25 protein-coding genes and 2 pseudogenes are annotated in these 24,550 nt (G+C 71.3%); 11 read left to right on the top strand and 16 right to left on the bottom strand.

Going from position 1 to position 24,550, the window contains the following annotated elements:
• Positions 1-130: 130 nt before the first annotated feature.
• Genes AB0O21_RS01470 through AB0O21_RS01460 form a run of 3 tightly spaced genes read left to right on the top strand, consistent with a single transcriptional unit; the run spans position 131 to position 1,805 of the window.
• A complete protein-coding gene (locus tag AB0O21_RS01470; RefSeq protein WP_365164793.1) occupies positions 131-760 on the top strand; it encodes a hypothetical protein in 630 nt (209 codons plus the stop codon).
• Positions 757-1,371: a DUF488 domain-containing protein gene (locus AB0O21_RS01465; protein ID WP_365164790.1), complete on the top strand. Its 615-nt coding sequence runs from the start codon at positions 757-759 to the stop codon at positions 1,369-1,371. Before AB0O21_RS01470 ends, AB0O21_RS01465 begins: the two co-directional genes overlap by 4 nt.
• Positions 1,368-1,805, top strand: a complete 438-nt coding sequence (locus tag AB0O21_RS01460; protein WP_365164788.1) for a DUF488 domain-containing protein — start codon at positions 1,368-1,370, stop codon at positions 1,803-1,805. Before AB0O21_RS01465 ends, AB0O21_RS01460 begins: the two co-directional genes overlap by 4 nt.
• 595 nt (positions 1,806-2,400) lie before the next feature.
• On the opposite strand, the gene AB0O21_RS01455 is transcribed toward AB0O21_RS01460, so the two are convergent.
• From AB0O21_RS01455 to AB0O21_RS01440, 4 genes are all read right to left on the bottom strand, one after another.
• Positions 2,401-2,949, bottom strand: a complete 549-nt coding sequence (locus AB0O21_RS01455; protein ID WP_365164785.1) for a TetR/AcrR family transcriptional regulator — start codon at positions 2,947-2,949, stop codon at positions 2,401-2,403.
• A 145-nt stretch (positions 2,950-3,094) separates the two neighbouring features.
• Positions 3,095-3,772, bottom strand: a complete 678-nt coding sequence (locus AB0O21_RS01450; RefSeq protein WP_365164783.1) for a response regulator transcription factor — start codon at positions 3,770-3,772, stop codon at positions 3,095-3,097.
• Complete coding sequence (locus AB0O21_RS01445) at positions 3,769-5,091, bottom strand: histidine kinase (protein ID WP_365164781.1); 1,323 nt, start codon at positions 5,089-5,091, stop codon at positions 3,769-3,771. Before AB0O21_RS01445 ends, AB0O21_RS01450 begins: the two co-directional genes overlap by 4 nt.
• 21 nt (positions 5,092-5,112) lie before the next feature.
• Positions 5,113-5,697: a hypothetical protein gene (locus AB0O21_RS01440; protein WP_365164779.1), complete on the bottom strand. Its 585-nt coding sequence runs from the start codon at positions 5,695-5,697 to the stop codon at positions 5,113-5,115.
• 242 nt (positions 5,698-5,939) lie between these two features.
• Here AB0O21_RS01440 and AB0O21_RS01435 point away from each other — a divergent pair, with 242 nt between their 5' ends.
• On the top strand, positions 5,940-6,791 hold the full coding sequence (locus AB0O21_RS01435; RefSeq protein ID WP_365164776.1) for an MBL fold metallo-hydrolase: 852 nt from the start codon (positions 5,940-5,942) through the stop codon (positions 6,789-6,791).
• 166 nt (positions 6,792-6,957) lie between these two features.
• Positions 6,958-7,425, top strand: a complete 468-nt coding sequence (locus tag AB0O21_RS01430; protein ID WP_365164774.1) for a hypothetical protein — start codon at positions 6,958-6,960, stop codon at positions 7,423-7,425.
• A 30-nt stretch (positions 7,426-7,455) separates the two neighbouring features.
• Here AB0O21_RS01430 and AB0O21_RS01425 read toward each other — a convergent pair whose 3' ends face one another.
• On the bottom strand, positions 7,456-8,124 hold the full coding sequence (locus AB0O21_RS01425) for an FCD domain-containing protein (RefSeq protein ID WP_365164772.1): 669 nt from the start codon (positions 8,122-8,124) through the stop codon (positions 7,456-7,458).
• On the opposite strand from AB0O21_RS01425, the pseudogene AB0O21_RS01420 reads away from it, so the two are divergent.
• Positions 8,119-9,081, top strand: a pseudogene (locus AB0O21_RS01420) (alpha-isopropylmalate synthase regulatory domain-containing protein); the annotation flags it as partial. The gene AB0O21_RS01425 and the pseudogene AB0O21_RS01420 overlap by 6 nt on opposite strands.
• On the opposite strand, the gene AB0O21_RS01415 reads toward AB0O21_RS01420, so the two are convergent.
• The 9 genes from AB0O21_RS01415 to AB0O21_RS01375 form a co-directional block, all read right to left on the bottom strand.
• Complete coding sequence (locus AB0O21_RS01415) at positions 9,056-9,547, bottom strand: hypothetical protein (protein ID WP_365164770.1); 492 nt, start codon at positions 9,545-9,547, stop codon at positions 9,056-9,058. The pseudogene AB0O21_RS01420 and the gene AB0O21_RS01415 sit on opposite strands and share 26 nt — an antisense overlap.
• A gap of 87 nt (positions 9,548-9,634) precedes the next feature.
• The gene (locus tag AB0O21_RS01410) at positions 9,635-10,894 is read right to left on the bottom strand and encodes an ATP-grasp domain-containing protein (protein WP_365164768.1); all 1,260 of its coding nucleotides are present in this window, start codon (positions 10,892-10,894) and stop codon (positions 9,635-9,637) included.
• Complete coding sequence (locus AB0O21_RS01405; protein WP_365164766.1) at positions 10,887-12,110, bottom strand: MFS transporter; 1,224 nt, start codon at positions 12,108-12,110, stop codon at positions 10,887-10,889. Before AB0O21_RS01405 ends, AB0O21_RS01410 begins: the two co-directional genes overlap by 8 nt.
• On the bottom strand, positions 12,100-12,669 hold the full coding sequence (locus AB0O21_RS01400) for an alpha/beta fold hydrolase (RefSeq protein ID WP_365164764.1): 570 nt from the start codon (positions 12,667-12,669) through the stop codon (positions 12,100-12,102). Before AB0O21_RS01400 ends, AB0O21_RS01405 begins: the two co-directional genes overlap by 11 nt.
• A complete protein-coding gene (locus AB0O21_RS01395) occupies positions 12,657-13,472 on the bottom strand; it encodes an arylamine N-acetyltransferase (RefSeq protein ID WP_365164761.1) in 816 nt (271 codons plus the stop codon). The genes AB0O21_RS01400 and AB0O21_RS01395 overlap by 13 nt, the downstream gene beginning before the upstream one ends.
• Positions 13,473-13,506: 34 nt before the next feature.
• The gene (locus AB0O21_RS01390; RefSeq protein WP_365164758.1) at positions 13,507-14,439 is read right to left on the bottom strand and encodes an iron-sulfur cluster-binding domain-containing protein; all 933 of its coding nucleotides are present in this window, start codon (positions 14,437-14,439) and stop codon (positions 13,507-13,509) included.
• Entirely contained in the window at positions 14,436-14,792 is a 357-nt protein-coding gene (locus tag AB0O21_RS01385) for a diiron oxygenase (protein ID WP_365164755.1), read from the bottom strand. The genes AB0O21_RS01390 and AB0O21_RS01385 overlap by 4 nt, the downstream gene beginning before the upstream one ends.
• A complete protein-coding gene (locus AB0O21_RS01380) occupies positions 14,711-15,292 on the bottom strand; it encodes a diiron oxygenase (protein WP_365164753.1) in 582 nt (193 codons plus the stop codon). Before AB0O21_RS01380 ends, AB0O21_RS01385 begins: the two co-directional genes overlap by 82 nt.
• A 354-nt stretch (positions 15,293-15,646) precedes the next feature.
• Complete coding sequence (locus AB0O21_RS01375; protein ID WP_365164750.1) at positions 15,647-16,300, bottom strand: XRE family transcriptional regulator; 654 nt, start codon at positions 16,298-16,300, stop codon at positions 15,647-15,649.
• A gap of 262 nt (positions 16,301-16,562) precedes the next feature.
• On the opposite strand from AB0O21_RS01375, the gene AB0O21_RS01370 reads away from it, so the two are divergent.
• The 3 genes and pseudogenes from AB0O21_RS01370 to AB0O21_RS01360 all read left to right on the top strand — a co-directional run bounded on the left by AB0O21_RS01370 (position 16,563) and on the right by AB0O21_RS01360 (position 19,353).
• The gene (locus AB0O21_RS01370) at positions 16,563-17,885 is read left to right on the top strand and encodes a beta-ketoacyl-[acyl-carrier-protein] synthase family protein (protein ID WP_365164748.1); all 1,323 of its coding nucleotides are present in this window, start codon (positions 16,563-16,565) and stop codon (positions 17,883-17,885) included.
• Positions 17,882-18,229 (top strand): annotated as a pseudogene (locus AB0O21_RS01365) (MazG nucleotide pyrophosphohydrolase domain-containing protein); the annotation flags it as partial. The gene AB0O21_RS01370 and the pseudogene AB0O21_RS01365, both read left to right, overlap by 4 nt.
• Before the next feature lie 224 nt (positions 18,230-18,453).
• On the top strand, positions 18,454-19,353 hold the full coding sequence (locus AB0O21_RS01360) for an NAD(P)-dependent oxidoreductase (protein ID WP_365164745.1): 900 nt from the start codon (positions 18,454-18,456) through the stop codon (positions 19,351-19,353).
• A gap of 6 nt (positions 19,354-19,359) precedes the next feature.
• Here the strand turns inward: AB0O21_RS01360 and AB0O21_RS01355 are convergent, their stop codons facing one another.
• Both AB0O21_RS01355 and AB0O21_RS01350 read right to left on the bottom strand, forming a co-directional pair.
• Entirely contained in the window at positions 19,360-21,759 is a 2,400-nt protein-coding gene (locus AB0O21_RS01355; RefSeq protein WP_365164743.1) for an ABC transporter permease, read from the bottom strand.
• The gene (locus AB0O21_RS01350) at positions 21,759-22,538 is read right to left on the bottom strand and encodes an ABC transporter ATP-binding protein (protein WP_365164741.1); all 780 of its coding nucleotides are present in this window, start codon (positions 22,536-22,538) and stop codon (positions 21,759-21,761) included. The genes AB0O21_RS01355 and AB0O21_RS01350 overlap by 1 nt, the downstream gene beginning before the upstream one ends.
• Positions 22,539-22,647: 109 nt before the next feature.
• On the opposite strand from AB0O21_RS01350, the gene AB0O21_RS01345 reads away from it, so the two are divergent.
• Both AB0O21_RS01345 and AB0O21_RS01340 read left to right on the top strand, forming a co-directional pair.
• Positions 22,648-23,868, top strand: coding sequence for a sensor histidine kinase (locus AB0O21_RS01345; RefSeq protein WP_365164739.1), 1,221 nt, complete (start codon positions 22,648-22,650; stop codon positions 23,866-23,868).
• Positions 23,853-24,500, top strand: coding sequence for a response regulator transcription factor (locus tag AB0O21_RS01340; RefSeq protein WP_365164737.1), 648 nt, complete (start codon positions 23,853-23,855; stop codon positions 24,498-24,500). Before AB0O21_RS01345 ends, AB0O21_RS01340 begins: the two co-directional genes overlap by 16 nt.
• Positions 24,501-24,550: the final 50 nt, after the last annotated feature.

Raw genomic sequence — 24,550 nt, 5'->3', positions numbered from 1 at the left:
TGGGTGGGGCTCCGCTCCCCTTTTACGGGGAGTCCAGGCATCAGATTCTTGGGGGGTACACATGACACTGGTAAGGACGATCGTGTGTCTGGCAAATTCCCGCAAGCTTTCGGGACGATGTGTGGCAGGCATGCTTGACGACGGCTCAGGAGAATGGGTTCGCCCGGTCAGTGCCCGCCCGACCCGCGAAGTGTCCACTCGCGAAAGACAGTACAAAGATGGAACGGACCCGAGCGTCCTCGATATTGTCTCCGTGGCGCTCATTCGGCCTCAGCCGCACAACTTCCAGAGCGAGAATTGGCTCCTTAACCCCACCTCCTACTGGAATAGGATCGGCCGGGTCGACTGGAGAGGGTTACTGGGCCTGGAACAGCGCCCCAGCGCGTTATGGATCAACGGATCCAGCACCTACCACGGAAATAATGACCGCATTCCGATTGAAGAAGCAGTCACTCTGCCAGACTCGCTCAATCTAATACGCGCCACCGGCCTAACGTTACAAGTCCACACTCCTGGGGCAATGTTCGGGGATCAGAAGCGGGTCCTGCGCGCCCATTTCTCTTACGCGGGAAATTCACACACACTGCGAGTTACCGACCCTGAATATGAGCTAGAGTATTTACCTAAGCCGGAAGGGTTCTACGAACTGGGAGAATCCTTCCTTACAGTGAGTCTCGGCGAACCATACGAGGGCCACGTGTACAAATTAGTGGCAGCCATAATCGAACGAGTGAAGGTTCAAACAGGCGGCAGACGATGACAACCCATACAGTGTTCACTGTCGGTCACTCCACGCACAGCATCGCGGCATTCCTAAGCCTGCTGCAGAAACATAGGATCACGGCCGTCGCCGATGTGCGGTCGATGCCCGTCAGTCGATTCACGCCCCAGTTCAACCGATACGCCATCGAGCGCGCCCTGTCCGACGCCGATATCAAGTACGTGTTCCTGGGAAAGGAATTGGGTGCGCGCACCGAAGATCTAACCTGCTATTCTGACGGGCGGGTACGATATGACCTTCTTGCCCGGACATCTAATTTTATCAGCGGCATTAAGCGCCTGCGGAACGGTTCGCGGAGCGAGCGAATCGCCGTCATGTGCACCGAACAAGAACCACTCGACTGCCATCGCTGCGTGCTCGTCTCACGAGTCCTCGAAGAGGACGGGATCACTGTCGGACATATTCATGGTGATGGGCACGTCGAGGATCACACCTCGGCAATGCGGCGCCTGATGGCTAACTTCAGGCTCGATCAGGAGGATCTTTTCCGGACCTCGGCCGAGCGCCTCCAAGAGGCTCTCGAACGTCAGGAACAACGGATTGCATACGTAAATGAAGATCTTCGCGTCGACGGGACAGCGAAAAGATGAAACTTTACACCATCGGATTCACGAAGAAGTCCGCCGAAAAATTCTTCGGACTATTGCGTGAAGCTGGAGTGACAGCGCTGATCGATGCTCGACTCAACAACGTCTCACAACTGTCCGGTTTCGCTAAGCGTGACGATCTGAAGTACTTCCTGAGTGAGATCTGCGGTGCACAGTACACTCACCTTACCGAGCTGGCCCCGACCAAGGAAATGCTCGACGCCTACAAAAAGCGCGATGTCGACTGGGCGGCCTATGAAGTACAATTCCTCGAATTGATGAAGGTTCGTCAGATTGAGGACACCATCCGGCGGGAAACGCTCGACAATGCAGTCCTACTCTGCAGCGAGGACAATGCACGGAATTGCCATCGCCGACTGGTCGCGGAATATCTCGCACAGCGGTGGGATGACGTCACAATCGAGCACCTGGCGTGAGCGGCGACGCTGCGGTCAAGAGCAGCCCAAGAACCACAGTCGCCTGAGTCGACGCCGCCGAGGGCGCTCTTTATCGGCCGTCAGCTCGAAGGTCAGCTCCACCCACCTCGCGCACACCCACCTGACGGCCCTCCTCCGGTCTGACCCCTGGAGGTACGACGACATCGTCGTCGGCAACTACATCGCCACGGGCACCACCGGCCGCGTGTGCTGGATCGCGAGTGTTCGCCAAGGTCCGTGCGCTCCAACACCCGCGCCGCAACGCAGCATGGACGCGCACTCCATAGGAGCCGGTCAACCATTCTTTCAGACGCGCCAGTTGATGACGCCGGACTGCGAGTCCACCCATTGCGCCGGACGCGGCGGCAACTCCGAGCCGGGGCCGGCCCGGAAGGTAGAGCCCGACGATGCAGCGGACGATCATGAATAGCGACCAGCCAGCTACCTGTTCAGGTGATTGTTTTCGCAGGTCAGGTGCAGTACTGACGCGCTCCGCGCAATAGATTCCCAAGGTTATGGCGCAGATCCGATTCCCGTCATCCGCTCAGATGCGAAGGCCCAGGTCAGCGGCCTGGGCCTTCTGTGCGCGCCGGAGTCAGCGCGCGATCTTGGCCAGGGCCTGGATGCCTTCGAGCACCTCAGCAGCCGTGGGTGCGCTGGAGGGGGCGCTGAGGCACTGGAACATCACACCCGACACGAGTGCCAGCTGCACGGTCCCGAGGGTGCGGACGGAGGTCTCCGCCACGTCCTCTTCGCGGACGCCGTCCAGGATGGCCGCCATGCCGCGCCGCCCCTGGGCGGTGCCGCCGGCCAGGGCGGGTCGCAGCTCCGGCTGGCGCTGGGCCTGCATGAACAGCTCCACCGAGGCGAGCCACAGGTCGGGGTGCGTGCCGAAGTCCTCGATCAAGCCCTCCCAGATGCGCTCGAAGTGCGCCCGGGTGGAGCCGTCCGCGTCGGGGACCAGCGCACGGCCCATCGCGTCGCCCCACTCGTCGAGGATCTCGAACAGGGCCTGGTTGAGCAGCGCTTCCCGTGAGCCGTAGTGGTAGCCGACGGCGGCCGTGCTCACGCCAGCGGCGGTGGCGATGTCACGTACGGAGGTGCGGTCGTAGCCCTTTTCGCGCAGGCAGGCCTTTGCGCGCACTCCGTGCCGCAACGACTCAGAGGGCGCGCAGTACGGCCTCGGCCATTGCCGCCTCATCGCGGGCCCACTCCCCGCGCCAGAGCGCCTGGGCTTCCCGGCCGGCCGCGCGTCGGCCGGGCCGGCAGCTCCCGCCGGAGCGGGCGGTTCAGCTGCTTTCCCCGGCCTTGACCAGGCCGCTTTCGTACGCGAACACGATCGCCTGGGCCCGGTCGCGGGCCGAGATCTTGTCGAGGATCCGGCTCACGTGGGTCTTGACCGTCTGTTCGGCGAGGAACAGCTCTCCCGCGATCTCCGTGTTCGACCGGCCACGGGCGACCTGGACGAGGACCTCCGTCTCCCTGGGGGTCAGTCCGCTCAGTCGGCCCTCGTCCGCGCGGGCCGGGGGGCGGCTGCGGACGAAGCCCTCGATCAGGCGCCGGGTGACCCTGGGGGCAAGCAGTGCCTCGCCGGCGGCGACGACCCGTACGGCCTGGATCAGGTCGGCGGGCGGGGCATCCTTCAGCAGGAACCCGCTGGCACCGGCGGCCAGAGCGTCGTACACGTAATCGTCGATGTCGAACGTCGTGAGCATCAGGACCCGGGGGCGGTACTCGGTTCCGGGCGGCGGGTTCATGAGGCGGCGGGTCGCCTCCAGGCCGTCCAGGACCGGCATGCGCACGTCCATGAGGACGACGTCGGGCCGGTGGGCGGCCGCGAGTGCCATGCCTTCTTCGCCGTCGCCCGCCTCGCCGACCACTTCGATGTCGGGCTGCGCGTTCAGCAGGGCGCCGAACCCCGCGCGGATCATGGCCTGGTCGTCGACGACGAGCACTTTGATGGTCATGGCGTTCCTGACGATGACGGCGTCGCCGACAGCGACGCTTCGGGCAGGGGCAGGGGCAGGGGCAGGACGGCTGCCACGCGGAAGCCTCCGTCGGGGAGCACTTCGGCGGTGAACTCGCCGTCGAGCATGGCGACCCGTTCGCGCATGCCGACCAGGCCGTGTCCGCCCGCGCGCGGCTCCACGGCCCGACGCAGTTCCCGTGGGGGCGAGTTGACGATGCTGACGTGCAGCGCGCCGCCACCCTGCCGGACGACGACGTCCGCCCGGGCTCCTGGTGCGTGGCGCACCACGTTGCTCAGCGCTTCCTGGGTCAGGCGGTAGGCGGACAGGGTGATGGCGGTGGGCAGGCCGTCGGCGGGAAGCACGTCGTCGGCCAGGCGGAGTCGGGCATCGATCCCCGCGCGGCGCGTCGTCTCGACGAGGGCGGGCAGGTCGGACAGGCCGGGCTGGGGGGTGTGCTCGCCGTCCGGTGACTGCTCATCGCGCAGTACGTGCAGGAGGCGTCGCATCTCCGCCAGTGACCGGCGCGCTTCGGCGGCGATCGCGGTGAACTCCTCGGCGGCGGCCGGCCCGATGTCGGGGACGCGGTAGGGCGCGCTGTCGGCCTGCACGGTGATCACCGACATGTGGTGGGCCACCACGTCGTGGAGTTCCCGGGCGATACGGGCGCGTTCCTCGAGGAGGGACGCCCTGGCCTGCTCGGCCGCGCCGCGTTCCTCGGCGACCGCGAGCCGCGCCTGGACGTCGCCCCGGCTCCGTACGGCGTTCACGGTCACGGCGGCGACCGCCAGGATCACGCTCAGGGGGAGCAGCGCGTACCACCCGCCGTGCGCCGGAACCAGTGCGGCGAGTACGGTCCCGGCCGCCAGCACCTCCAGCCACATCGCCACGATCGCGCGGCGGGAAGCGCGCAGCCCGACCACGGTGAGCGTCGCCGCCAGGGTGAGGACGGACGTCACCGCCCAGGGCCAGGGTTCTGCCGCGGAGTGGGGCCGGGTCAGGACGGCGGTCCCCACCGTCACCGCCAGCTCGGTCCACCAGGCGGTCCGAGGGCGGCTGAGCGCCAGGACGAGGGGGACGGCGCGGCCGACGGTCAGGGCCATCGCCGGGCCGTAGCCGAGATCGTAGTGCTGGGCGAGGTCCAGGGTTCCGGCGAAGTAGACCGCCGCCGCCAGCAGCCACACCACCGCGCTGAGGACCCTGCTCCCCCGTCGGCCGCCGGGGAAGGGGATCGACGGCTGCGCCAGGTCGTCCCACACCGCTCCGCGCAAGACGGCCGGGAGGGACCGGAGTTGGAGGCCGGTCAAGCTGATCTTCATCACGGGTCATCGTACGACCGGTCACACCTGGTGGAGCCAGGCGATGACCAGCATGACGCCGCCCGCGAAGGCCGCCGCGGTGACGGCGACCGGCCACACACCGACCCGGCCGCCCCACATTCCGCCCGCCAGCCGGGCGTGCAGACGGTTCAGGAGCCACAGGGCGCCCAGCCCCGCCACCGCGAACAGCAGGCCTATCCCGAAGTGCGCCAGCCAGGCCCCGGCCATCGACGGGCCGCCCCACGCGTTCGTGTAGGGGCCGGGCTGGACCAGCGGGTACAGGATGCCGCGCAGGACGAACAGGATCTCCAGCCCGACCGGGATCAGCGCGAGGAGGCCCAGCGGGAGGCACAGGAGAGAGTGCGCCAGCAGCCGCGCCCGGCCGGGCCGGCCGTTCTCGGCCCGCGCCGCCGGGCCCTGCTCGCCGATTCGGGCCCACCACCGGCGCGCCGCGTCCGAACGCCCGACTGCCACCGCGCCGGCCGCCCCCACCACCGCCGGAAGGAGCAGGGCGGCGTACCCGATCCGGCGCACGAACCGCGACCGCAGGACAACCGAGCCGGACTCCGCGGCGTTGCCGGTGCGGTGCGAAGCGATAGCAGCCATGGTCTCTTCTCCCCTCTCTGGCCGGCCTGCTTGCCGACACCCGAAACCTAGAAGCCGGCCCCTGCCCCGCGCGTCCCTCCGCAGTGCCCATACGACCCCCTACCCCGGTAGGGGGAGCGGCCGCAGGGGTTGTTGCCCATCCACCGCGCGGCCTGGCCTGACCTGCGCTTGCCGATGGCCCGGCATGGGGCTGCACTGGATTCATGGACGTTGCGGCGACTCCATCCCAGGGAGAGGCAGCCATGACAACCGTGCAAAGTTTCAACCTTCTGCAGCCGTACAAGATCGCTGAGGAGACGTTCGTCATCCCGTGGGCCCTCGAGGCCCCGCCCGTCGGCCACTTCCCGATGAACTCGATGGTGATCCGGGGAGCCGAACCCGTCCTCGTGGACACCGGGGCACCCGCGGTGCGCGCCCAGTGGCTGGAGGCTGCCTGGTCCGTCGTGGACCCCCTGGACGTACGGTGGATCTTCCTCACCCACGACGACCGCGACCACGCCGGCAACCTCCTGCCGGTCCTCGCGCAATGCCCGAACGCGACCCTGCTGACGACATGGTCCTCCATCGGCCGCATGGCCGAGGAGTGGGAGACCCCCATCAACCGGTGCCGCTTCGTGACCGACGGCGACACGATCGACACGGGCGACCGCACCCTGGTCGCCAAGCGACCGCCCCTGTACGACAACCCCACGACCCGGTCCCTCTTCGACCCGAAGACCAGCGTCCTGTGGGCCGTCGACACCTTCGCCACGAACGTGCCGGTCCCCGTGCCCGAAACGTCAGAGCTGTCGCCGGACGAGTTCCGCGAAGGCCAGCTCTTCGGCGGACGCCTGGTCTCCCCCTGGGTCTCCCTGCTGGACGCCCAGAAGTTCGGGACGGTCGTCACCGACTTCCAACGCCTGAACGCCGAGGTCATCGCCGGCTGCCACTGCCCGGTCCTGCGCGGCCCCCAGATCCCCGAGGCCTACGACCTCCTCCGCCGGCTCCCCGAAATCCCGCCGTGGACGGACTTCACCCAGTCCGACCTGGACCAGTGGATGGCGGTCGCCGAGAGCTCGGTCCCGCCGGAGCAGCCGCGGCCGTCGGCGACGTGAGCAGCGCCGCCGCCCGTCGTTGCCCCGGGCAATGAGCCGCTGAGTTGCGGGGTGGCCGACCGGGTACGCGGGCAGGCAGGGATGAGTAGGTGTACTCACGCGGCGGGGCGCGCGCTCTTCGAGACTGATCCCGGAACGAACGGGAACGGGAACGGGAGCGGGGATCGTGATGGTACGGCGTTGGTCGAAGGTCGAGATGTGGGTGCCCGGCGGCTACCTGGCGCTGGTGCTGGCGATGCAGCTCTGGGTGGTCGTGGGCAGCCGTACCGGGGACATCGGCTTCTTCGGGGTCTGGCCGATCCTGGCCACCGCGCCGGTCAGCCTCCTGCTCCTCGGCGTCCTCGGCCCCGCGATGCCCGCCGCGGCGGGCCCGGCCCCCGAGGTGGAGCCCTACTACGGCGCCGAGCCGCCCGGCCCGCTGCCGGTGCCCACGGAGTTCCCCTCCGAGAACGATCCGCTGCCGGCCGACTGGACCCCGGACACCTCCGTGGCCCCCGAGCTGGACGTGTGGACGGAACTGGGCTTCCACGCCGCGATCCTGATCGGCGCCCTGGTCAACGCCGCCGCGATCTGGGCCTTCGTACGCTTCCTCGTCCGAGACCGCTTCGGCTCCGCCAGGCTCGCCGGAGCCTAGCCCTTCCGGCGGATCAGGGTCGGACAGGCCCTAGCCCTTCCGGCCCCGCAGCCACCCCAGGGTGGCCGACAGTTCGGTTCGGGTGGCGTGGGCGGCCGCGTCCGCGTCCGCGTGCTCGATCGCGTGGACGAGGGCGGCGTGGAGCTCGTCGCCGGGGTTCCCGTCCTCGGCGCGCAGCGCGAGCAGGGCCACCAGGTCGATCAGGCCCCGGCGCAGTGCGGGCACGAACTCGGCGAACAGGTCGGTGAGTACGGGGTTGTGCGCGGCGGCGACGACGGCCGAGTGCAGGGCGATGTCGGCGTCCACGAAGGCGGCGTCGTCCGCCGAGGCGGCGGCGCGGCGGGCCGCGAGGGCCGCGGTGATGGCGGTGAGGTCCTCGTCGGTGCGGCGCTCGGCGGCGAGGCGGGCCGCCTGCACCTCGATGAGGAGGCGGACCTCGTAGACGTCGGTGACGGCGGCCCTGTTCAGCCGGGTGGACCAGTCCTCGGCCGGCTCGGTGGCGATGACGAAGACGCCGGCGCCCTGGCGGGCCTGGACGAGTCCCGCTCCGGCGAGGGCCCGCAGGGCCTCGCGCACGGTGGACCGGCCCACGCCGAGGTCCTTGGCCAGGGTGGTTTCGCCGGGGAGCCTGGCGCCGACGGGCCACTGGCCCGAGGCGATGTGCTCGCGCAGCCGTTCCGTGGCCTGTTCGACCCGCACAACGACCGCGGCACCGGAGTCGCCTGCGCCGAACTGGCCCTCCTCGCGGGCGCCCAGCGCGTCGAGGGCTGCCTCTTCGGCAACGGCGAGCGCACCGGCAACGTCGACCTGGTGACCCTGGGGCTGAACCTGTACACGCAGGGCGTCGACCCGATGATCGACTTCTCTCGCCTCGACGAGATCAGGCGCACCGTCGAGTACTGCAACCGGCTGCCGGTGCACCCGCGCCATCCGTACGTCGGCGAGCTGGTGCACACCGCCTTCTCCGGCACCCACCAGGACGCGATCGGCAAGGGGCTGGCCCACCACGCCGCACGGGCCGCCGAGTTGGGGGTCCCCGAGGACGAGGCGCCTTGGGAGGTCCCGTACCTGCCGATCGACCCGGCCGATCTGGGGCGCAGCTACGAGGCGGTCATCCGGGTCAACAGCCAGTCGGGCAAGGGCGGTGTCGCCCACCTGCTGCGCGAGGGCTTCGGCCTCGACCTGCCGCAGGCGCTGCGCGCCGACTTCTCCCGCACGGTGCAGCGGGCGACCGACGACAGCGGCGAGGAGGCCACCGCCGAGGACCTGTGGGAGCTGTTCCGCGCGACCTATCTCGTCCCGGGCACGGAGGGCGAGGTGGTGCTGGCGTCCTGGACCACCGACCGCTCACCCGCCGGAGAGCACCGCTTCGCCTGCACCCTGCGGATCGGCGGCCGCGAGTCCGACCACGAGGGCACCGGCAACGGGCCCGTCTCCGCCTTCGTCCACGCCCTGCTGGGCGCGGGCATCGCCATCGACGTCCTCGACTTCGCCGAGCACGCGACCGCGCCGGGGCCCTGCAGCCCCGCGGCGGCCTACGCCCGATGCCGCGTCGGTGCCACCGTCCGCTGGGGTGCCGGGTACGACACCTCCACCCTGACGGCTTCCCTGCTGGCCGTCCTGTCCGCCGTCAACCGGACTCCGACCACCGCTTGATGATCTTCGCCGGGGATTGCGGGGCGGGCCACACCTGGATGCGGATCCGCTCCGTCGTTTCGGGGCTCTCGTCGGAGTCGATGTCGGCCTCGGCCGCCCTGGCCAGGTTGCTCCGGGATACGCGGACGCGGTTCCAGCCCGGCGGGATCTCGAACGTGGCCGCATCGGGGGCGTAATCCGTACATCCCAGAACCATCAGGCGGCCCGACGTCACGTCGAGGCCGGCCTCCACCACGTGATCGAAGTCCGAGCTGTCATCCCCCGGTTCCCGGGGCAGGACGACGACGGTGACGGACACGTTGACGTTGACGGCCGTGCCGATGCCGAGCGCCTCCCGTGTCACCGCGAGGTGGTCGGCAACGGCCTGGTCCGTCCATGCGTCGCTCAGATCGCCGTCCGCATCCGCATCGGTCACGTGGATCTGGAAGTAGTCGGCGAAGAGGGTGAGCTCCGTCGTTGTCGTCATGACGGCACAGTGCCATGCGGCACTGACAGGGCACGCGGCGCGGCCCCGGGCCGGTGGCCCGGGGCCGCGCCGACCGGGGCCGGGCTGTCAGGCGGGGGTGATGCCGAGGAGCAGGCCGCGGCGGTCGAGTTCGAGGACGCGGTGCACGTCCCGTACCAGCGCCTGCGGGTCCGCGTTGGCGAGGACGACCCGGCCGTACGAGGTGATCAGGTCGGTGGTCTTGTCGACCCGGTCCCCCGGGGACTGCGCGCAGGTGTCGAAGAGGTAGCTGCCGAGCTCCCCGCAGGTCTCCTTGACCCGGTTCTCCGCGACCACGCCGTCCGCCGGCGAGAACAGGAAGCACTCGACCACGCCCTGCCGGAGGGACGGCGCCACCCGGGTCCCGGCCAGGAACTCCTCCGGCGCCACGCGCGACGCCAGCGTCAGATCGATCAGGGAGTGGGAGGAGGACCGCTCCACCAGCGTCGGGCCCAGGCCGCCGTGCATGCGGGCGCCGGTCTCGATGAGGACCGGGCCTCGTTCGGTGAGGACGAGCTCGCTGTGGGCGGGCCCGTTCTCGATGCCCAGCGCGGCGAGGGCCCGTTCCACGTAGGCCGTGATCTCGGGGTGGTCGCCGACCTCCACCGCCGTCATCGCACGGTAGACCGGGGTCCCGCCGACCGTCTCCTTCGTGTAGCGGAACATGTTGACGACGAACGGCGTGCCGTCGAGCGACACCGAGTCGACCACGAACTCCGGCCCGACGAGCCGTTCCTGCACGAGGAGTTCGGTGATGAGTTCACCGGCGAGGTCGACGCGGCCGAAAAGCCGGTCGCACGCGGCCCGGACCTCGTCCAGGGTGGAGCAGAAGAACACCCCGTCGGTGGCGAAGGACTTCACCGGCTTCACCACGTACTCGGCCAGGCCGCTGCCCGCGCACCACGCCACGATGGACTCGGTGTCGGAGCCCTTGTGGTGCGGGATGTACGGCACGCCCGCGTCCCGCAGCCGGGCCTGCATCAGGAACTTGTCCCGACGGGGCTCCGACGGGCCCGAGTTGGGGCGCATTCCCCAGTGGGCGGCCAGGGCGTCGTACGCCTCGACGCCCGGCTCGGAACCGCAGATGAGGAACTCGGGCCGGCGGCCGCCGCACAGGCGCTCGATCGCCGCGGCCGTCTCCGCGACGTCCGAGAAGCGCACCTCCGCGGTGAAGTCCTCGCGCGGGTACGTCGCGAGGAGCGAGGGCGGCAGGGTTTCCGAGGTCAGCACGGCGAGCGAGTCGATGCCGTACAGCTCCTTGGCGCGGCGGGCGAAGGCCGAGCCGCTGGAGTACGGGTCCACCACCACGAGCATTGCGGTCTCAGGCACGTTCGAGCACCTTCCCTTCCCGTTCGCCGGACGGTGCGCGCTCGGCGTTCCGTACGAAGGTCATCGCGAGGGACCCGACGAGCGCGCAGGCCGCCGAGATCCACAGGGCGGCCTGCCACCGCCCGCCGTCCAGCAGCTCCCCGTAGACGGCGGCCGCGACGGCTCCGCCCAGGTAGAACGAGGACTGCCGCAGGGCGATCGAGACGATCTGCCGCGCCGGGGCGAAGCCGGACATCGCGACCGTGTCGAGCAGCGGCATCAGGCAGTAGTTGAACAGCAGCCGCAGCAGGTAGAGCACGATGAAGACGGCCAGCGGGACCGTCAGCGTCTGCAGTACGAGGCCGAGGACGGCCAGGATGCCGAAGATGACCGCGCTCGGGCGCAGGGAGAACCGCTTGACCAGCACGGGCGCGAAGATGGCGCCGAAGATGCTGACGATCTTGTCGGTGCCCAGGATCAGCGAGATGTCGCTCACCGAGATGTCGTAGATCTGGGAGAACAGGACGTTCGCGAAGCGGAAGAACAACGCGATCGACGCACCCAGGAACCCGGCCGCCACGAACAGGGCCGCGAAGTTGCGCTTCTCGCCCGTCACTTCGCCCTGCTCGTGCGAGGCCCTGGCGGCCGGCCGCGGGAGCGACCGCGCCGACGGGAAGCGCAGGACGAGCATCACGCAGGCCGCGAGGAAGGACAGCAGCAGGAAGAAGCGGTACTTCTCCAGATCGCTCGTGTCGAGCAGGCCGCTGACCCCGGACACCAGGGCGGACCCGATGACGCCCGCGCCCAGGTAGCAGATGAAGAAGGTGCTGAACAGCCGGGTGCGCCCGGACTCCGGGACCTGCGCGCCGGCGATCGCGTTGCCCACCGAGAGCAGGCCCAGCATGCCCGCGAGGATCAGGCTCAGCACGACGGAGGCCGAGGCCACCGAGGACACGAACGGCAGGCCCGCGAAGGGGAGGGTGTAGAGCAGCGACGCCCCGATGAGCAGGGTCCGCTGCGAGACGTACCGGCCCAGGAGGAGCAGCGGTATGACCGCGACCGCCATGGCGCCGGTGGCAATGGCGTAGATCACGCCCGCGTCGCCCTCGCTGATGCCGCGCTCGGCGAGGTAGAAGTTGAACACCACGTCGAAGATGGTGTTGGCGAGCCCCATGAAGAACGAGGCGGCCAGGTAGAAGTAGACGGGCCGGGGCACCGCCGCGAACTTACCGCGCAAGGGGGACACGTCCCTCGGCCGGTACGAGTGCGGTTCCGGAGTGCCGCGCGATCAGCGTGGCCACGTGGTCCCACGGCCCGTAGCCGTCCCGGGTGGCCAGGTGCCCGCCGCCCGGGACGATCTCGACGGTGGTGCCCCACGTGTCCGCCAGTGCCAGGCCCCGTTCCAGCGGCAGGAAGGGGTCGTCGTCGGAGAGCACGAGGTGCGCCCGCATGGGCAGCACGACGGCGGGCAGCGGGGCCTGGGGCCTGATGGCGGGCAGCGCGTCGGCCGCCTCGACATCGGCCGGGGCGACCAGGATGCCGCCGACGACCCGGGTGTCGAAGCGCGTCGCGGCCCACTGCGCGGCGGTCACCGCGCCGCAGCTGTGGCCGATGAGGAAGACCTCGTCGTCGACGGCGCGCACGGCCTCGTCGAGCCTGGCGACCCAGCGGTCGCGGTCGACGCTCGCCCAGTCGTCCTGGACCACGCGGGAGAAGCCCTCGTAGGTGTTCTCCAGGTGGGTCTGCCAGTGGTCCGGGCCGGAGCCGGTGTAGCCGGGTACGGTCAGAAAGTGCACTGCTCTGCCTTCCGGGCGAGGTCCTGCGGGGAGACGGTGAGGCCGAAGTACCGGCCGACCAGCTCCTGGAGTTCCGCGCCGTCGTCGATGGGGGTGGTGGTGCTGGTGCCGTCCGCGACGACCGTCAGGTGACCGTCCCGTACGCTCACGCGGCCGGTCGGGGTGGGGATGCTCGCGACCTTGTGCCGGTTCAGGAGGCTGTCGGGCGAGGACGTGGTGTAGAAGTGCGCCATCTCCAGGTCGAGCGGGTGGGCCGGGGCGTCGACGAACCGGTAGATGTCCTGCCACTCGGGGGCGTTGACGGCGTGCTCCTTGACGGAGACCGTCCAGACCGGGGCCGTGGCGGCCTGGTCGAGGCGGACCCTGGTGGAGAGGGCCGGGTGGGCCAGCTCCTCGCCGTCCGCGAGCCGGACCGGGCCCCGGGGGCCGCGGGCCCCGTACCCGATGTCGAACAGCCAGCGCTCGCCGTCCAGGGCCACGGTGAACACCTGGTGGGTCGCCGGGGTCGGGTGCGGTGCGCAGCCGCTGCCGAGCCGGATCTCGTAGTCGAATCCGCAGGCGTCGAACAGCGACTGCATCATCCGCCCCGTCTCGAAGCAGATCCCGCCCCGGCGGCGGTCCACGATCACCTCGCGGAGCGCCTCTTCGGTGAGGCCGCGCTCGGCGTTGCGGTGCATGCTGAAGTTCTCGAAGGGGACGTTGTAGAGGTGCGCCTCGTGCAGGTGCCGCAGGCACCCGAGGGTCGGCTCCAGCGGCGCGTCGAAGCCGATCCGGCCGGTGTAGCCGGCGATGAGCTGGTTCACAGGGGTCTTTCTGCTGGGGGTGGGGGGACGGGCGTCAGACGTTGAGGACGAGGCGGCGGCCGATCGACTTGCTGACGCACGGGAGCATGAAGCTGGAGTCGGCCTTCTCCTGGTCGGTGAGCACCTCGTCGCGGTGGTCGATCTGCCCGGTGCGGACCTCGATCTCGCACGTCCCGCAGATGCCCTGACGGCACGAGGACGGGACGGCGACGCCGTTGCGGTTCAGCGCGTCGAGCAGCGGCTGGTGCTGGGTGGCCTCGAAGGTGATGCCGGTCTTGACGCATTCCACTTCCACGGCGGGAGACACGTCGGCACTGCCTCCCGACGCGGGCCCGTCCGCGATCAGCTGCCGCGTCCCGGGGGCCTGGTCGACGGCGGTGCGCACGGCTTCGACCATCGGGGGCGGGCCGCACACGCCGATGGTGCTGCCGGCCGGGACGGCGGCGACGATCTCGGCCCAGTCCGGGCGGCCCCCGGCTTCCGTGTCGACGGTGACGACGGTGCCGTCCTGCTCCCCGGCGAGCTCCCGGAGGCGGGCGAGGAACGGGAACTCCGCCGCGCCCCGGTCGACGTAGACGAGCCGCCAGCCGCGCAGCCGCCCGCCGGCCAGGACCGCCAGGACCGGGTTGATGCCCACGCCGGCGGCCAGGAAGTGCGTGAAGGGCGCCGGGTGCCCCGCGGTGAACCGCCCCGCCGGGGCCGAGACCCGGACGGGTGCTCCGGCGTGCAGGCGCGGAGAGAGGTGGTCACGCCGGTCGCCGCGGTGGCGGTTGCGGATCGCCAGCTCGTAGCCGTCCGCGTCGACGGCCACGACCGTGAAGGTCTTGACGCGCGGCCCGACGCGCATCGTGACGTGCTGGCCGGGCTCGGCGGCCGGGAGCGGCGCGCCGCCGGGCGGCCGGGTGATCCAGTACTGGGTGACCGTCGGCGTCAGTGCGTGCGCCGACCGGACCATGGCCGCCTTCACGCGATCAGCCCCGATTCCTGGAACGCCTCGAGGGTCGCGCCGTGCCGCAGCGCGCCGGCCTCGATGAAGTACTGGAGCGTGGGCCCGGCGCCGCGGCGCACGTCCTCCACGATCCTGTCGCGGGCGTAGACGTCGCTCATGATCTGTTCCACTTCCTGACTTCCCAGGCCGGCCGCCCGCAGCCCCAGGGCCGCGCTCGTGTAGTCCGGCTCCAGGAACGCGAAGATCAGCTGCGGGATGTACGGGCCCGCCAACTCCCGTTCCCGCTGCGTCATCGCGGGCCACAGGTGCCTGAGCAGCGTGGAGAAATAGGTGTGGTGCTTGGCCTCGTCGACCGCGTGGTCGGCCACCATCTCGCGGACCCCTCGGGGAGCCGCTCGTCCTGCGGCAGGTCCTCCAGCACCGAGGAGATGAGCGTCTCGCTGACGATGGCGAAGAGCATCTCGTCCAGGCCGCGGATCTCGTGCGGCAGGGCCTCGTGGATGCGGGCCAGCTCGGAGGTGAACGTGGGCGCCTCCGGGAGGGCCGGGGCGACACCGGTGCGGGCGCGGACCTGGCTGAGGATCTCGTAGGTGAACTGGGCGTGCCAGGCCTCGTCCGTCACGATCTTGAACGCGTCCGCACGCATCGGCTCGGGCAGGTCCAGCCCGGACATGCCGCGGCTGATGTGCCCGGTGACCGGGATGACCGCGCTCTGCTCCAGGTCGATGGTGAACCTGAGGTACTCGTAGAGCCGGTGGATCAGTACGGCCTCGCGGACGTGCGGCTCGGCCCGCTGGAGCAGCGGGTGGGAGAAGGCGGGGACGAGTTCGGGGCTGAAGAAGAGTTCACCGTCGGCCTCCAGTGCCCGCATCGGGCTGTTCCGGACGGTGGCAACGCGTTCCCAGGTACGGAAACGGCTGCGGTATTCGGATGTGGTGAGCGCCTGGTCGAGACGATTCTGGTGACGGCGGGCGAGAACGGTCCGGTTGGCCGTACTCGCAAATTGCAATGCCATTGCCTTGTTAAACCTTCGGGATTGTCCGAAAACGGTTCGCGAGACGAGGATGCTGCCAAAGCCTCAACTGGCCGTCAAGCGGCAAAAGTTTGCCGCTCGGCAGGGGGGAGCAAAAAGAAAGGCGACCGGCAATAAATTGCCGGTCGCCTGCCGTCTGAACCGGCAAAAACTTGCCGGTTCACACGGTGCATTCGATGTGTAGGGTGAGGACTACGGCAGCAGCATGACGCAGCGGATGCCGTGCTGATATGCGGGGAGGAGTACCTGGGAGGTCACGGTGATCTGCTCGGGCGAGACATGCGGAAGATTCAGCCGGTACCGGTGACCCTGGCGGAAGGCGACGACCTTCGGCCCCTGCTCCCAGAGCCGGCGGCACTCGGGATCCGCCAGGACGCCTTCGAGGAGCCTCTCGAGTGAGGCCTTGCGGGCGGAACTCGTGGCCAGGGCGAACCGGAGCATCGCGAGGTACACCTCCGCGTGCTCCTGCCAGTCGAGCATTTCCTCGCGGGCCGAGGGGTCGGTCAGCGCCCAGCGCATGAGATTGGCGGCCGGCTCGCGCACCCACGGAAACCAGGTGGCCATGAGGGTGTTGTAACCCAGCATGTTCCAGGAGCCGTCGGTGAGATAGGCGGGGAACAGGGTCTGCGCGGTGACCAGGCGCAAGAGCGCGAGCTGGCTCTCGGTCTCGCCCGTCTCGTCCGCGAGGGCGATTCCGGCGGCACCGGCGAGTGCGCGGCTGTACAGGACCATCCGTTCGTCGGGCCCCAGGACGAGCACCTCGGAAAGGCGGCTCAATATGTCGCTGGAAAGCGATACGGAGTCCCCCGACTCCAGGCTGCGGTACCAGCGCTCGCTCACACCCATGAGCTCGGCCACTTCCTTTTGTGGAAGCGCCTTTTCCCGTCCGAGTTTTACGCCTGCGTCGACTCGCCAGACCCGCAGCAGATGCGGCAGTTCCATGACCTCGAATTCCCTCCCCCGATGAGCGCGAGTCTACAGCGGGCGAGGAGGGTGACGAGTATCTCAAGGCCTTGCGCGGATCTCCGGCGGATGGCTTTCATGGATTTCAACTGCCCGCCAAAAGCAGGGTAGTTGAGAGACTGCGACAACACGAAAGCAGAACCCCATGCAGCAGCCGCCCCTGCCCGGCGACCGGTCGCGAGTGACCCAGACGACACCTCGCCGGGTCGTGATCACCGGCCTCGGCGCGATCACCCCGCTCGGCGTCGGCGTCCCGGGCCTGTGGCAAGGGCTCGTCGAGGGCCGCAGCGGTGTGCGGGCGCTGGAGGGCGAGGAGTTCTCCGACCTGCCCGTGCGCATCGCCGCGACCGTGCCGGCGGACCCCGCCGGACTGCTGCCCCCGGCCCGGGCCCGGCGCATGAACCGCGCCGCCCAGTTCGCGGTCGTCGCCGCCCGCGAGGCGTGGCGGGACGCGGGCCTCGATCCGTCCGGAACCGTGGAGAGCGGCCTGGACCCGGAGCGGGTCGGGGTCTGCCTCGGCACCATCATCGGCGGCGCCCCCGTCCTGGTCGACGGGGACCGGCGGCTGCGCGACCGGGGCCCGCGCAGCGTGTCCCCGCTCACCGCCCCCATGACCGTCGGCTCCCAGGCGGCGGCCCAGGTCTCCCTCGACCTCCGGATCACCGGCGAGGCACGCACCGTCGTGAGCGCCTGCGCTTCGGGCACCGAGGCCATCGGGCAGGCGATCGACCGCATCCGCCACGGCCGCCTCGACGTCGTCGTGGCGGGCGGCACGGAGGCGGCCGTCACCCCCGCCGTGATGGCCTCCTTCTCCGCGATGCGGGCCCTGTCCACGCGCAACGACGAGCCGGCCCGGGCTTCGCGGCCCTTCGCCAAGGACCGGGACGGTTTCGTCCACGGTGAAGGCGCCGGCCTGGTCGTCCTGGAGTCGGAGGAGCACGCGCTGGCCCGTGGGGCGAGGATCTACTGCGAGGCCGCCGGCTGGGGCCTGTCCGCCGACGCCCACCACATCTGCGCGCCCGACCCCTCGGGCGAGGGGATCCTCCGCGCGCTGCGCCGGGCGCTCGCCGACGCCGGTTCCGTACCGGCCGACGTCGTCCACATCAACGCGCACGCCACCGCCACCGTGGACGGCGACCTCGCCGAGGCCACGGCGCTGCGGCGGTTCCTGGACGAGCGCGGCGGGGCGGCACCGGGCGTCCCGGTGACGGCCGTCAAGGGCAGCCTGGGCCACCTGCAGGGAGCGGCGGGAGCGGTGGAGGCCGTGGTGTCCGCCCTCACGCTCCACCACGGCCGCATTCCGCCCACGATCGGCTGCGACGACCTCGACGACGCGTGCGGCATGGACGTGGTCACGTACGTGCCGCGGCCGCTGCCGACCACCGGTGACATCGTGCTCAGCAACTCCTTCGGGTTCGGCGGCCACAACGCCGTGCTCGCCCTGCGCCGCGAGAGGAGCGCCGCATGACCGCTCCCGTCCCCGCCCCCACCCCCCAGGACCTGGTCCGCGAGTTCCACCGGGCCTTCGGCCTCGGACTCGGCCCCGGCCGCCCGGCCCCCGTCCCGCCGGAACTCGCCCGGCACCGCCAGGTGCTCCTCGAGGAGGAGGTGGCCGAGGTCGCCGAGGCGACGGAGTCCGGCAGCCTCGCGGCCCTCGCGCACGAACTGGCCGACGTCGTCTACATCGCGTACGGCACCGCCGCCGTCCACGGCATCGACCTCGACGCGGTCCTGGCCGAGGTCCACCGCGCCAACATGTCCAAACTCGGCCCCGACGGCCGCCCCGTCCTGCGGGAGGACGGCAAGGTCCTCTAGGGCCCCTCGTACCGTCCCCCGCGGATCGCCGAGGTCCTGGCCCGCCAGGAGGGATCCTGACCGCGACTGGGGTTGTCGGCCGATCTGCCAGGGACACCGCACCGCCGGGCACCGTGACGCGGCTCACTCCGGCCGGGGCGGGTGGCCCGTCACATCCGGGCCCGCCGTCTTGTCCTCTAGTCGTACGCACGAGGCCGTGAGGCCGTCCCAGGAGGTTGACGATGAGAGTCCTGCTCGCCGGAGCGACCGGTGCCATCGGCCGTCCGCTGACCCGCGCCCTGGTCCGCGACGGCCACGAGGTGCTGGCCCTCGCCCGGACGGACGTCTCCGCGGCCGCGGTGCGCGCCCTCGGCGCGGCTCCCGTACGTGCCGACGCGCTGGACCGGGACGGCCTGCTGCGCTCCCTCGACGGTCTGGCGGCGGACGCGGTGATCCACCAGCTGACCGCGCTCAAGGCGCCCAAGCGGACGCTGACCGCGGACGACCCGAGCAACGTGCTGCGCGTCCGGGGCACGGCGAACCTGCTGGAGGCCGCCGGTGTGCTCGGCGCGGGCCGGTTCCTCACCCAGTCCCTCGTGCTCGGCTACGGCTACCGCGACCACGGCGACCGGTTCCTCACCGAGGAGGACCCGTTCGGCGTCCCCGGCGGCACGGTCGCCGACCACGTCATGACCGGCCTCCTGGAGGCTGAGGGGCGGCTCTTCGCCGCCGGGCACGTGGCCGGCACGGCGCTGCGGTACGGGGTGTTCTACGGGCCGGGGACCTGGTTCGACCCCACCCCGGGGAGCCGGGCCACCCCGGTCCCGCTCGGCGGGGGCGGCGTGGTGCCCTGGGTCCACGTCGAGGACGCGGCCGAGGCCACCGTCGCCGCGCTGACGCGGGGCCGGGCGGGCGAGGCGTACAACATCGTCGACGACCGGCCGTCGCACTGGGGCGAGCTCGCCGCGGCGCGCGGCGGACGGCGGGTCCTGCTGCCCGGGTGGGCGCTGCGCCTGATGGTCCCGTACCTCGGCGCCCTCATGCTCGACACCCGGCTGCGGGTCTCGCACGAGAAGGCGACCCGCGAACTCGGCTGGACCCCCCGCCGCCCGGACCACCGGTCGGGCATGCGCGCCGCCTGATCCGTTCTACGAGGACCGTCCGCGCACCGTCCTCCAGGTGACCACCGCGCCGGCCGCGACCGCCGCCAGCAGGGTGCCGGCGATCGCGGTGGCGACGGCAGCGGTGTTCAGGTGCAGGCCCACGCCGGCCGAGGTGGTCTGGGAGAGGCCGGAGGCCATGCCGGCCAGCGGGGGCAGCGTAACCAGCACGCCGAGGGCGGCGCCGACGGTGACGACCGTCGCGCTCTCGCCCACGGAGAGCAGGAGCAGCTGGCGCACGGTGCCGCCGGCGGACTTCATCACCGCGAAGTCGCGGCGCCGGCCGTGGGCCGCCATGGCCATGCTGTTGGCGACGGCGATCACGCTGTAGCCGACGGCGATGGCGATGAGCATGGCGGCCAGGCTGTCGGTGAGCCTGGCGTCGGTGTCGTAGTCCGCCAGGGCGTACGCGGCGGCGTCGTGCAGGGCGGTGCCGGGGACGGCGTCGGAGGCCTCGGTCCCGGCCGGGACGAAGATGTCGTCGGTGAGCGCGGCCGGGTCGTGGGCGCGGACCAGGTCGCGGGGGACCACGAAGTCGCCGCGGGCCGGGTCGTCGGGCAGGACCGCGCCGATCCGCAGGGGGACGCTCGCGCCGTCGGCGAACCGGACCGTGACGCTCTGGCCCTGCTCCAGGCCCAGGTCCGTGGCGGTACGTGTGCCGAGCACGGCCTCGCCGGGCTGGTTCCAGCGCGGGTCTCGGGTGCCGAGGACGTCCAGGACGGTCGGCTTGCCGGCGGTGGTGGTGATGAACGCGCGGGTCGGCAGGGCGGCCTTGCCCACCGGGTTGGCGGCGACGGCCTCGTCGGTGTTGCCGGGGGTGCCGGCCGGGGTGACGATCGTCTGGCCCGCGACCTTGAGGGCCTCGCCCGCCGGGTAGGCCACCCGCATGGTCTCCACGATGCCGCTGAGCAGGACGGCGAAGCCGACGGCCGCGATCACGGGGGCCACCAGGGAGGCCGCGCGGCGGGGGTTGGCGACGAGTTCGGCCCGGATCAGCAGCGGGCCGGCCGAACCCCGCCGCCGGAACGGCGCGGTCAGGACGCGGCCGACGGGGCCCACGAAGACGGGGGCGAGCAGGGCTGCCGCGACGACGAGGGCCATGGTGGCGAGGATCGCCGTGTTGATCCGCTTGTCGGCGGTGCTGGTGGCGGTGCCGACGGCGAGGACGGCACCGGCACCGAGGACGGCCAGGCCCGTGATCCAACGACCGCGCCCCATGGCCGTGTTGGCCGACCGGCTGTCGAGCAGCGCCTCGATCGGGGCCACCCGCGCGGCCTTGCGGCCGGCGGCCCAGGCGCCGGTGACGCTGACGCCGACTCCGATCGCGCAGGCCGTGAGCAGCGGCCAGGCGGAGACGGTGGTCCCCATGCCCGGCGGGGTCACGTCCAGGCCGCGCAGGATGTCCCGCAGCACGGGGGTGGCGGCGACCCCGGCCAGGCAGCCGGCGATCGAGCCGAGCACGCCGACCACGGCGGCCTCGCCGAGGATCATGCGGCGGACCTGCTCGGGGCCGGCGCCGATGGTGCGCAGCAGGCCGATCTCCCGGCGGCGCATGCCGGTCGCCAGGACCAGCATGGAGGCGACGACGAAGACGGTGGTGAACAGGCCGAGGAGGGCCATGGCGCTGATGAGCTGGACGCCGAGGAAGCGCTTGTGCTCGATGTACGCGGGCTGGAGTGCGGCGCGGCCGTCGCCGGAGACCACGGTGCCCCCGGCGCCCCCGGCGTCCTCGGCGCCGAGGACATCCTTGGCGCCGGCGGCGATCGCGTCGGCGGAGGCGCCCGGGTCGGCGATCAGCGCGATGGCGCTGACGCCGGGCTGCTGCCGGGCGGCGAACGCCTCGCTGAAGTAGTAGCCGGGTCCGTCCACGGTGCCGACGACGGTGAACCGCTCGCGGCCCGCGGTGATGTTGACGGTGAGTTCGCTGCCCGCGGCCGCGCCGAGGGCGCGGTCGACCACGACCTCGCGGTCGCCGCTCGGGGCCCGGCCGGAGACCAGCCGGTAGGGGGCCGTCAGGGTGCTGTCCCAGCCGTGCCCGGCTTCCAGGGCGCCCTCGTCGGTGACGGGTTCGCCGCCGACGATCGCCTGGGCGTAGAAGGAGCGGTCCGCCACGACGGCGGCCACTCCGGGGACCGCGTCGAGTCCGGCCAGGAGGGGCGCCGCCTCGGCCCCGCTCCACGGGATCCGGTCCGCACGGCTGCCGTCCGCGTCGACGGCCTGCGGGGGCAGGGCCAGGGCCGCGGTGCCCGCGTACCGGGGCTGGACGGTGGGGCGGGAGGAGTCGTAGACGACCAGGGTGGTGGTGATGAGGGCCACGCCGACCAGGACGGCGATGAAGGCCCCGAGGAATCCGGACCAGCGTGCGCGGACGTTCGCGAGGATCAGCATCACGCCTCCAGCCGGGCCATGTGGGCGGCGATCTCGGCGGCGGTCCCGGCGGCATTGGCGCCGCCCGGGCCCCGGTCCAGCGGGACGCGGTCGGCGATCCGGCCGTCCTTGAGGAAGACGACGACGTCGGCCACGGCCGCCGCCACCGGGTCGTGGGTGACCATCAGGGTGGTCTGGCCCTCCCGGTCGACGAGCATCCGCATCATCCGCAGCACCTCCTTGGAGGTTTCGGTGTCCAGGGCGCCGGTGGGCTCGTCCGCGAAGAGCACGTCGGGCCGGGTGACCAGGGCGCGGGCGAGGGCGACGCGCTGCTGCTGACCGCCGGAGAGCTCGCTGGGGCGGTGGCCGGCCCGCTCGGCCAGGCCGACCGCGGCGAGCGCGTTCGCGACCTGCTCGCGGCTGACCTTGCGGCCGGCGAACCGGGACGGCAGCTCCACGTTCTGGGCCGCCGTCAGGGACTCGACGAGGTTGAAGGCCTGGAAGACGAATCCGACGTGGTCGCGGCGGAGCTTGGTGCGCTCCTTCTCACTCTGCGGGCCGATGTCGACGCCCGCGAGGACGATCCGCCCACCGGTCGGCCGCTCCAGTCCGGCCGCGCACTGCAGCAGGGTGGACTTCCCGGAGCCGGAAGGCCCCATGATCGCGGTGAAGGTGCCGCGCGGGAAGCCGATGGAGACGCCGTCCAGGGCGGTCACCGAGCGGCCGCCGGCGCCGTGGACCTTCCGTACGCCCTGGAGCTCGACCGCGTCCTGCGGGGAGGTGTGCCTCGTTGTCGTCATGGGTCGATTCCACGCCCCGCAGGGTGGCCGGGGCACTGACCCAGCCTCTACTCCCGGGGTAGAGCAGGCTCTACCGCGCCGACCCGAAGGGCCGGGTTACGGTGGGCGGATGCGCCCCACAACGGCCTGGCAGGCCATGGCTCAGCGTCCCGTGAGCTTCCTGACCTCGACCTGGCCATGGCGGTCCCTCGGCTATCTGGCCGGGGGCGTCGTGGTCGGTGCGGCGGCCGTCGTGGTCTTCGCCGCCGGTCTGGCGGCCGGCATCGCGCTGCTGGTGGTACTGATCGGCATCGCGCCCCTGGTGGGGCTGGTGCTCGCCTCCACCGTCGTGGCCTCGGTGGAACGCCGGCGGCTGCGGCTGGTGGACCTCGACCACCTGCCCGACCCGCACCGCGCGCCGGACGCGCCCGGGCTGAGGAGCTGGGCGGCCACCCGGCTCGGCGAGCAGGCGACCTGGCGCGAGCTGGTGTTCACGCTGGTCTCGGCGGCCGCGCTGTGGTGGCTGGACCTGCTGGTCCTGGGCTTCTCCTTCGGGCTGCCCGCCCTGACCATCGCCTCGACGGACGGCGAGACCTGGCCCTGGACGGTCTTCGGCGTGCTCGTGCTGCTCGCCTCCCCCTACACGGTGACCTCGTGGGCGGGGGCGCGGGCCGCCATGGCCCGCACCTTCCTCGCCCCGCGCGACCGGGAGCTCGGCGAGGAGCTGCGCGAGGTGCGCGCCTCGCAGTCCCGCCTGCTGGACTCCTTCGACGCCGAGCGGGTACGGATCGAACGCGATCTGCACGACGGGGCGCAGCAGCGGCTGGTCTCCCTGGGGATGACCCTGGCGATGCTGCGGCTGGACACCCCGGAGGGCTCCCCCCAGGCCGAGCTGCTCACCCAGGCCGAGGCCCAGCTCTCCACCGCCCACCAGGAGCTGCGGGCGCTGATCCGGGGTCTCAATCCGCCGGTGCTGGCCGATCACGGGCTGGTCGCGGCGGTCGAGGACTACGCCGGCCGGTTCCCGATCCCGGTGACGGTGGACCTGCGGCTGCCCGAACGGCTGCCCAGGAAGCTGGAGACGACCATGTACTACCTGATCAACGAGGCCATGACGAACATCGCCAAGCACAGCGGGGCCACGGCGGCCGAGGTGCGCGGTCGCTACCATTCCGACCTGTTGATCTTCGACATCACGGACGACGGCCGCGGCGGCGTCGATCCGGCGGCGGGCAGCGGGGTGACCGGACTCGCCGACCGGGTCGCGGCGCTCGACGGCCGGATGCGCGTGTCCAGCCCGGTCGGTGGTCCCACCCTGCTGCATGTGGAGGTTCCGTGTCGCTTCGCCTGATCGTGGCGGAAGACGCCGTGCTGTTGCGCGAGGGCCTGGTCGGGCTGTTGCAACGGGTCGGCCACGAGGTGGTGGCGGCGGTGGGCGACGCGGACGCCCTGGTCGCGGCCGTGCGCGCCGACCGGCCGGACCTGATCGTCACCGATGTGCGGATGCCGCCGTCGCTGAAGGACGACGGGCTGCGGGCGGCGGTGGCGCTGCGCGAGGAGTTCCCCGGGCTGCCCGTGCTCGTGCTCAGCCAGTACGTGGAACGCTCGTACGCGCTGGGCCTGTTGGACTCGGGCGGCGGGGCAGGGGTGGGCTACCTGCTCAAGGAGCGGGTGAGCGCGGTGGCCGATTTCACGGCCGCGATCGAACGGGTCGCCGCGGGCGGGACGGTGGTGGACCCGGAGGTGATCCACCAGCTCGTACGGCTGCGCCCGGACCCCTTGGAGCGGCTCAGCCCCCGGGAGCGCGAGGTGCTCGGCCTGATCGCGGAGGGCCGTTCCAACGCCCAGCTGGGCGCGCACCTGTTCATCAGCGAGGCGGCCGTGAACAAGCACATCGGCAACATCTTCGCCAAGCTGGACCTGCCGGTGGACACCGAGGGGCACCGGCGGGTGCTCGCGGTCCTCGCCTTCCTGCGGGCGTGAACCGGCCCCCGCCCGCCCCCGCCTGACAGCACCTGACACATGCCGGCGCC

Origin of the sequence: Streptomyces sp. NPDC091371 (assembly GCF_040684275.1) — a bacterium.
Lineage (GTDB): Bacteria > Actinomycetota > Actinomycetes > Streptomycetales > Streptomycetaceae > Streptomyces.
This window is presented reverse-complemented; position numbering and strand designations above follow the sequence as displayed.